Consider the following 7,728-nt stretch of genomic DNA (forward strand, 5'->3'; position numbering starts at 1 on the left):
CGCTGACCGCCCGGCCCGTGCTGCGCTGCGTCAACGACATCGTCGCCAAACTGACGGCGGGCCCTGCCTCTGCACGACCTAAGAGACAGGGCCACACGCCGCGTTTGTAGTTGAAGACTTTCGCAAGTGCTAAAGTCGGCAACCGAATGTGGCGTCGCGTGACGGAGGCTGACGTGTCGGTACCGCTCTACCAGGCGAAGGCGGAGCTGTTCCGCACCCTCGGTCACCCGGTGCGGATCCGGGTGCTGGAGCTGCTCCAGGACGGGCCGAAGCCCGTCCGCGACCTGCTGGCGGTGATCGACGTCGAGGCGTCCAACCTCTCCCAGCAGCTCGCGGTGCTGCGCCGGGCCGGCATGGTCACCTCCAGCCGCGACGGCGCCCTGGTGGTCTACGCGCTCAGCACCCCGGATGTGGCCGATCTGCTGGCCGCCGGCCGCCGCATCCTCGGCACCGTCCTCACCGACCGCGACGCGCTGCTAGGGGAGCTACGGGCCGACAGGCGGGACCGGTGAGCCGGACGCTGTCGCCGCGCGACCGGTTCGTCGGGCTGCTGCCGCAGCGGGCTGACTGGCTGGCGGTGCGCCGCTCGCCCCGACGCGACCTGCTCGCCGGGCTGACCGTGGCGGTGGTGGCGCTGCCGCTGGCCCTGGCCTTCGGCGTCACCTCCGGGCTCGGCGCCCAGGCCGGCCTGGTGACGGCGGTGGTGGCTGGCGCGGTCGCCGCCGTCTTCGGCGGCTCCCACCTCCAGGTCTCCGGGCCGACCGGCGCGATGACCGTGGTGCTGGTGCCGGTGGTCCAGCAGTTCGGTGCCGCCGGGGTGCTGATGGTCGGGGCGCTGGCCGGGCTGGTGCTGATCGCGCTGGCCCTCGCCCGCCTCGGCCGGTACGTCCACTACCTGCCCGTTCCGGTGATCGAGGGATTCACCGCCGGCATCGCGGTGGTCATCGCCCTGCAACAGGTACCAGCCGCGCTCGGGGTCGCCGACGCGCACGGCGACCGCGTCTGGGCCGTGGCCGCCGACGCGGTTACCCGGTTCGTCGCGGACCCGCGGCCGGTCCCGGTCGCGGTGGCTCTCGGCGTCGCCGCGGTGATGCTGCTCGGCGCCCGGTGGCGTCCCGGCTGGCCGTTCTCCCTGCTCGGCGTGGCCGCCGCGACTGTCCTGGCCGAGGCCGCTCCGGTCGAGCTGGCCCGCATCGGCGCTCTGCCCGCCGGCCTGCCGGCGCCCTCGCTGGGCTTCCTCGATCTCGACGCCGTCGGGGTCCTGCTGCCCTCCGCACTTGCGGTCGCGGCGCTGGCTGCGCTGGAGAGCCTGCTCTCCGCCACCGTGGCCGACGGGATGACCGTCGGTCAGCGCCACGACCCCGACCGTGAGCTGTTTGGCCAGGGGCTGGCCAACCTCGCAGCCCCGGCGTTCGGCGGGATCCCGGCCACCGCCGCCATCGCCCGTACAGCGGTGAACGTGCGCGCCGGCGCGAGCTCGAAGCTGGCCGCGCTCACCCACGCCGTCGCCCTCGCCGGGATCGTGTTGGCCGCCGCGCCGCTGGTCGGCCGGATTCCGCTCACCGCGCTGGCCGGCGTCCTGCTGGCCACCACCGTCCGGATGGTCGAGGCCGGGTCGCTCTGGGCGCTGGCCCGCGCCACCCGGGGCGACGCCCTCGTGCTGCTGCTTACATTCGCGGCCACGGTGGCGCTGGACCTCGTCACCGCCGTGGCGGTCGGGGTGGGCGTGGCGATCGTGATCGCCCTGCGCGCGGTGGCTCGCACGGCGCGCGTGGAACAGGTTCCCCTCGATTCCGGCGAGCACAGCGCCGAGGAACACGCCCTGCTCGCCGACCACATCGTGGCCTACCGGCTGGACGGCCCGCTCTTCTTCGCCGCCGCGCACAGCTTTCTGCTCCAGCTCTCCGACGTCGCCGACGTGCGCGTGGTCATCCTGCGGATGTCCCGGGTGACCACCCTCGACGCCACCGGCGCGCAGGTGCTCGGCGACGCCATCCTCCGGCTCCAGGAGCGCGGCATCACCGTGCTGCTCTCCGGCATCGCCCCCGGCCACGACCAGGTGCTGGCCACTCTCGGCATCGCCGGCCAGCTGCGCCGCGACGGACTGGTCTTTCCCGACACCCCGGCCGCCATCCGGCACGCCCGCACCGTCGTCCTGCCCGGAGCCACAGCGGACCAGCCCGCCGCAGCGGGGTAGGGCTGACGGCGCACGCCTCACCGCGCTCGTGGTGGCGGTAATCGGAAATCCCGGCTGGTGCCCTTTGCTGATTCGTGGCGACGCCGAGGTGCCCGCTGGTTCAGTGACCGGACCGGCGACGCTGACCACCGAGCTGTACGCAACTGCGACACGTCCCGCGCGGTCGGCACCACCTCACCGAAGGGCTCCCCGCGCAAGCTGGCTGCGGCCCGGCCTCCGAGACGAGAGGCGAAATAGGCGTTACTGGCGAACCGGACGCCTTCTAATGCCTTGGACCCACGAACGTTCACGGTGTCGAGCGGACGGTAGCCTCGGCGCGGTGACGGAGGACGACTTCATGATCAGGCTGAGCCGGGACGAAGCGTTGGTGCTCTCAGACTGGCTTCACCGGATGATGGGCACTGCCGATTTCGACGAGTTGGTCGATCGTGACCGCGCAGTGTGGTCCCCGCTGTATCGCATCTCCGGAACGCTGGAGACCTCGCTGGCGGAGGTGTTCAGGCCGGACTACCCCGTCCGGCTGCAGGAGGCGAGGAACCGGCTACTGGATGCGCTTGGCGAGGTGGGGCGGCCAACCGGCGACGCGTGACGGTCAGGCAACGCGTGGGGTCGGCTGCCGCCAGCCCCGTTGGCGTTCGCTGCGAATGCGGGCGCGCTCGCGGCGTTGGGCGGCCAGGACATCAGGGTGCCGTGCGTTGGCGTTTCGCCAGCGCAGGTAGGCCTGCGCGGCCAGGGTGTTCGCCGCGCTCTTGCGACGCCTGACGACGCCCCGGAGTCGACGCTGTAGCAGCCGTGGAATTGCCGGACGCCGTGCAGCTTGTGGTAGTTCGCTGGCAGCCGCTGCGGATGCCCGGACGGCGCCCACCCGACATTTCCCGCAGCGGGTGTTCGCCTTCGACGAGTTCGGGCCACTGGTCATCCGTCCGCAGGCCGGTGCGCGATGACGTACTCGATGCGGGCCAGCTTGGCATCCCGGTCGGGGTCGGTGGACTCCTTCCACGTCTTCGTCCGCTGAAAGGTGATCTTGTGCTGGTGCAGGATCTGCCGTAGCCGCTCCCGCCCGATCCGAACTCGGCGGGCGGCATGGGTCGTGAGGTAGTCGGCGAGCTTACGCACGCTCCACCGGGTGAACGGCCGCCCCAGTGCTTCGGGACGGGCGTTGGCCATCTCGACGATGAACACCTCGTCATCGTCAGTGATCAGGCGGGGACGGCCACCCGCCCGCTGAGGGTCCAGGCTGGCCATGCCCATCTCGTTGAACCGTGGATGACCTGCCGGACCGTGTCCTCATCCGCCTGCACCAGCCGGGCGATCGACGGCACTGTGTTCCCACCGGCTGAAGCGAGCACGACCATCGCTCGCCGTAATCGGACCGCCGAGCCGGTACCCCAACCCGGACCTTCTGGGCCTTTCTGCTCTGGCTGGGCATGCTCGGGTTAGGTGTTGCCATCACGCTCTATGGCCGAATTGAATCGGGCTCCTCGCGGATTTGGTGGATCAACTACCTGACCACACGATGGCACGCCGCACGAGGACAGCTGCCGCACGACCCGATTGTCTTCCTGGGTAACGCCCATCGGCTCGGGCTGCTGCGCGCTGTCAGTCCGGTCTTTGAATTCCGGCACGCCGAGTTTCAGGATCACCTGGTCAGATCGAGTTCCGTCGATAAGCGATCACGGTGGAGAAGTCGTCTCGGATCAGGTACATATGCGGGCGTCGCGTCACGTTGCGAACAGGTTGCGGTAGTTCGTGACAGTCACTGGCATGCCCATGATGCTCTCATGAGCTGATCTGCTGCACGGTGGCCGCGAGCTCCCGATCGGGACTGACATGGCGCTGGTAGAGCGGGCTACACGGTGTTGCGGCCAGCCGCATAGCGAGGTCGACGAGGTTCGGCTTGGCGGTGTTGCGCCAGGTGTCGGCGAGGAAGGCGAACTCGTTCATGGTGCCGACGATGCTGCGGCTGGCCGTTGGCGCGATCCGCCACTGGCGCATCTGGTCGATTTCGACTCGGATCACCGGGTCGGGCACGCTGTGGGCGGCGAGCACCTCGCCGACCTGGTCGGCGACCCGGGCCGGCATGGTGGTGGCCGGCGCGAGGGGCATGAGCGCGGGCAGCAATGTGCGCTCGTTGACAAGCAGCGCGACCTGCGGTCGCCATGGAAGCAGGGTGGCGTACCAGTCGCCGAGCAACGTCGTGGACCGCTCGCCGCCATGCGGGGCGGACGGGCCGATGCGTTGGCGCAGCTTCGCGGTCGCGCGCAGGAGGAACATGCGTCCATCCTGCCGCCTGAGCGTACGCTTCCCGGTGCCGCGCCTGTCTGCAGCAGTGTCAGCGTGAGTCGGTACCAGGCATCTTCGATCTGAACATGCAGGTTGGGGACTGCGGGCGGCGATCCGCGCCAGCGTGGTGTTGGCCGGACGGCCTGTGCTGACAAGCAGCATGTCGGGGGAGCAGCCCTTCGACCGGCCGCTTGCGCTCACCCCGCGCCTGCTCGACAGCGAGACGGGGTAGCGATCAGCTCAGTGGACATGGTGGCTCGGAACGATGTGCGGGGCTGTCATAGGGTGCTGCGGTGGGTTCACTCAGCCGGGCCGAGTTGGGCGCGTTGGTCGGCGGCGACGGTCGACGCTTTACGACGATGATGAGCAGCTGACCGGCCTCTACACGATGATCGAGGGCAACCTGGCGGTGCCGTTCACCACGCAGGTTCTGGGTGTCGAGGTGACGGTGCGGCGGGTTGACCTGCGCCACGGCGCAGTGGTCGCGATCTGCCATCGCGGTCGATTTCGTCAGGTGATCGGGATTCTGGATCCTCCATTGCCGGAGCCGTCGCCGCCCGGCGCGGAGTGGATCGAGGCGTACCGGCACTGGGCTGGCGGATGATCATCATGGCGGAGGGTTTCGGCGGTGAGCGAGTACCAGTACTACGAGTTCGTGGCGGTCGACCGGCCGTTGACGGTGACGCAGCAGCGGGAGCTGCGGGCGTTGTCGACGCGGGCACGGATCACGTCGTCGAGTTTCGTCAACGACTACCAGTGGGGTGACCTGAAGGGTGACCCGCGGGAGTGGATGCAGCGGTACTTCGACGCGTTCCTGTACCTGGCGAACTGGGGGACGCACCGGATCGCGCTGCGGCTACCGATCGCGGCGCTGGACCCGGGCACGGCCGCGGAATACTGCGTAGGGGAGTCGGCCTGCTCGTGGGCGACCCGTACACACGTGATCCTTGATCTGCAGAGTGAGGACGAGGACGGCGACGAGGTGTACGAGGGCGGCGGTTACCTCGCCGCGATCCTTCCCGCGCGGGCCGGGTTGGCCGCTGGCGATCGGCGGTTGCTGTACCTGGCGTGGCTGCTGTGCGTGCAGAGCCGCGAGCTGGACGACGACGAGCCGGAGCCGCCCGTGCCGCCGGGTCTGGGGGACCTGTCCGGGCCGCTGCGTGCCCTGGTCGACTTCCTGCGGCTGGACCCGGATCTGCTCGCCGTGGCAGCCGAGACGAGCATGCCGCAAAAGGAGGCGACGCCGTCGACGGCGGTGCTGTCCCGCTGGGTGAAGGCGCTGCCCGAGTCGGAGAAGGACGACGTTGTCCTACGACTGCTTCGCGGTGACGACGCTCACCTGCGGTCGGAACTGCTGGCTCGCTTCCACGGCCCGATTCCGAAGGAGAGCACCGGCGGTCGCCGCACCGTCACGGATCTGTTGGCTGCCGCGGGGGAGCGCAGGTTGCGACGGCAACGGCTCGCCCGCGAACGCGAGGCGGCCGAGCGGGAGCGTCGAGAGCGGGCTGCTGCTGTCGCTCGCGAGCAACACCTGAACGTACTCGCCGGGCGGCAGGAGCAGGCGTGGCAGCGGGTAGCCGCGATGATCGAGACAAAGAAGCCGAAGGAGTACGACGCTGCCGTCGCGCTGCTATCCGACCTGAAGGCGCTGGCCGAACGGGACGGCGGCACCGAGGCGTTTCACCGGCGCGTGCGGCAGCTGCGGGAGCGGCATGCCCGTAAGCCAAGCCTGCTGGACCGCCTCGACCGGGCCGGGCTCGGCTGACTGGCGCAGTTTCCATTAACCGCCGCTGCTTTCGGCCATGGTGAAGCCGAGTTGGGTGTAGGAGCGGATCGTTTGCGCCACGTGGCAGCGAGCACGCCGACGTGTTCGTCGACGCGGCCAAGGAGCGTTGACGGGCCCGGACGGTCTGCTCAAGCAGCTGACCAAGGTGGTCCGAGGCCCCGAGAGCCTCGCCATCCCCGATCTCCGGGCGCCGCCGCGACCCTCATGATCACGATGAGAATGCCCGGCCCGGTCTGCGGGACCTGCAACCCTTGGGAGGCGCGGGACGCGGGTGGCCAGTTCCAGATCCGCCCCGATGATCGTTTACCGGCAGGTACGCCGGCACGTGCCACCCGGCATCGACGGTGTGATCGTGGCCGGCAGCGGGTTCGGCGCCATCCAGGCGACTGCGCCGATGGAGGGGGCAACCGCGGTGCAAGGGATCCCAGGCTGCCCGTGATCAGCTCCAATCAGGCCAGCCTGTGGCACTGCCTGCGGCTGTCCGGGGGCGCGTACCACTGACCGACTCGGGAAGCTGGCTGGCCGTCTGAATGTCGTCCATTGCGAAGCCGCCCAGGGGGCTCGGCCTGGGCGGCTCCGCTCCTTGGTTGACCTATGCTCGCGGTCATGTCCCTGGTGAGTGCGGGCGGCGGGAGCCGCTGGTTCGGGTCAGTGGCGCGGTCCACCGGCGCTGCGCAGGTCTTCGTCTTCCCGTACGCCGGTGGCATCGCCGCGTCGTTCATGGAGTGGCAGGCGATGGCTGAGCCGGAGCTGTCGTTGCAGGTCGCGCTGATGCCGGCCAGGGGAATCCGGATGCACGAGCCGCCGATCGACGACGTTACGGAGCTGGTGGATCAGCTGACGACGGCGGTCATCGAGCGGGCGTCGGGGCCGTTCCTGCTGTTCGGGCACAGCCTGGGTGCGCTGGTGGCGTTCGAGGTGACCCGGGAGCTGCGCCGCCGGGGCGCGCCCGATCCGCTGGCGTTGCTGGTCAGCGGGGCCGAGGCGCCGCAGACCCGGCTGATCAGGCAGCGCTATCACGAACTCGACGACACCGGCCTGATCGAGGCGTTGCGCGACTTCGGGGCCACCCCGGCCGGATTGCTGGCGGACCGGGAGATGATGGAGCTCATCCTGCCGGGTATCCGGGCGGACTTCGCCCTGTCCGAGCGGTACGCCTACCGTGCCGAGCCGCCGCTGGAGCTGCCGGTGCACGTGCTGCTCGGCGACGGGGACGAGCACGTGGACCTGGACCGGGCGGCCGGCTGGGCGCTGGAATGCGCGGCCCCGCCACAGCGACATGTGTTCGCCGGTGGGCATTTCTTCCTGACTGACCACCAGTCGGAAATCTTGGACATTATGCGCCGCATTGTCGCCGATCACACCGCTGTGGCGCAATCATCGACAAAGGATCGGTAAGGACTTCTGCCCATACCAGGGCTTCCATTGTGTCGGGTGTTCGACCTGGCGGGCCGGCGAGACG

Annotated in this window: 8 protein-coding genes; 6 read left to right on the forward strand and 2 right to left on the reverse strand. The window is 69.8% G+C overall.

The window, feature by feature from the left end:
- Nucleotides 1–173 precede the first annotated feature (173 nt).
- From ABT006_RS24810 to ABT006_RS24820, 3 genes are all read left to right on the forward strand, one after another.
- Nucleotides 174–512 (forward strand): ArsR/SmtB family transcription factor, encoded by a 339-nt coding sequence (locus ABT006_RS24810; protein ID WP_350710077.1) that lies wholly within the window; start codon nucleotides 174–176, stop codon nucleotides 510–512.
- Complete coding sequence (locus tag ABT006_RS24815) at nucleotides 509–2,197, forward strand: SulP family inorganic anion transporter (protein WP_350710079.1); 1,689 nt, start codon at nucleotides 509–511, stop codon at nucleotides 2,195–2,197. Before ABT006_RS24810 ends, ABT006_RS24815 begins: the two co-directional genes overlap by 4 nt.
- A 319-nt stretch (nucleotides 2,198–2,516) precedes the next feature.
- Entirely contained in the window at nucleotides 2,517–2,786 is a 270-nt protein-coding gene (locus ABT006_RS24820; RefSeq protein WP_350710081.1) for a hypothetical protein, read from the forward strand.
- A 326-nt stretch (nucleotides 2,787–3,112) separates the two neighbouring features.
- Here the strand turns inward: ABT006_RS24820 and ABT006_RS35160 are convergent, their stop codons facing one another.
- Together ABT006_RS35160 and ABT006_RS24830 are read right to left on the reverse strand one after the other, a co-directional pair.
- The gene (locus ABT006_RS35160) at nucleotides 3,113–3,442 is read right to left on the reverse strand and encodes a helix-turn-helix domain-containing protein (protein ID WP_502891020.1); all 330 of its coding nucleotides are present in this window, start codon (nucleotides 3,440–3,442) and stop codon (nucleotides 3,113–3,115) included.
- 534 nt (nucleotides 3,443–3,976) lie between these two features.
- Nucleotides 3,977–4,471, reverse strand: a complete 495-nt coding sequence (locus ABT006_RS24830; protein ID WP_350710083.1) for a DUF6933 domain-containing protein — start codon at nucleotides 4,469–4,471, stop codon at nucleotides 3,977–3,979.
- A gap of 397 nt (nucleotides 4,472–4,868) precedes the next feature.
- Here ABT006_RS24830 and ABT006_RS24835 point away from each other — a divergent pair, with 397 nt between their 5' ends.
- From ABT006_RS24835 to ABT006_RS24845, 3 genes are all read left to right on the forward strand, one after another.
- Nucleotides 4,869–5,084, forward strand: a complete 216-nt coding sequence (locus tag ABT006_RS24835) for a hypothetical protein (protein WP_350710085.1) — start codon at nucleotides 4,869–4,871, stop codon at nucleotides 5,082–5,084.
- A gap of 24 nt (nucleotides 5,085–5,108) precedes the next feature.
- The gene (locus ABT006_RS24840; RefSeq protein ID WP_350710087.1) at nucleotides 5,109–6,245 is read left to right on the forward strand and encodes a hypothetical protein; all 1,137 of its coding nucleotides are present in this window, start codon (nucleotides 5,109–5,111) and stop codon (nucleotides 6,243–6,245) included.
- 627 nt (nucleotides 6,246–6,872) lie between these two features.
- Nucleotides 6,873–7,664, forward strand: coding sequence for a thioesterase II family protein (locus ABT006_RS24845; RefSeq protein ID WP_350710089.1), 792 nt, complete (start codon nucleotides 6,873–6,875; stop codon nucleotides 7,662–7,664).
- Nucleotides 7,665–7,728 lie beyond the last annotated feature (64 nt).

Origin of the sequence: Micromonospora sp. NPDC002717, assembly GCF_040295705.1 — a bacterium.
Taxonomy (GTDB): domain Bacteria; phylum Actinomycetota; class Actinomycetes; order Mycobacteriales; family Micromonosporaceae; genus Micromonospora.

Bases quoted from the DNA above. Each gene is read 5' to 3' on its own strand.
- ABT006_RS35160 (WP_502891020.1), bottom strand. From the start codon at position 3,442: ATGGCCAGCCTGGACCCTCAGCGGGCGGGTGGCCGTCCCCGCCTGATC.
- ABT006_RS24830 (WP_350710083.1), bottom strand. From the start codon at position 4,471: ATGTTCCTCCTGCGCGCGACCGCGAAGCTGCGCCAACGCATCGGCCCG.
- ABT006_RS24835 (WP_350710085.1), top strand. From the start codon at position 4,869: ATGATCGAGGGCAACCTGGCGGTGCCGTTCACCACGCAGGTTCTGGGT.
- ABT006_RS24845 (WP_350710089.1), top strand. From the start codon at position 6,873: ATGTCCCTGGTGAGTGCGGGCGGCGGGAGCCGCTGGTTCGGGTCAGTG.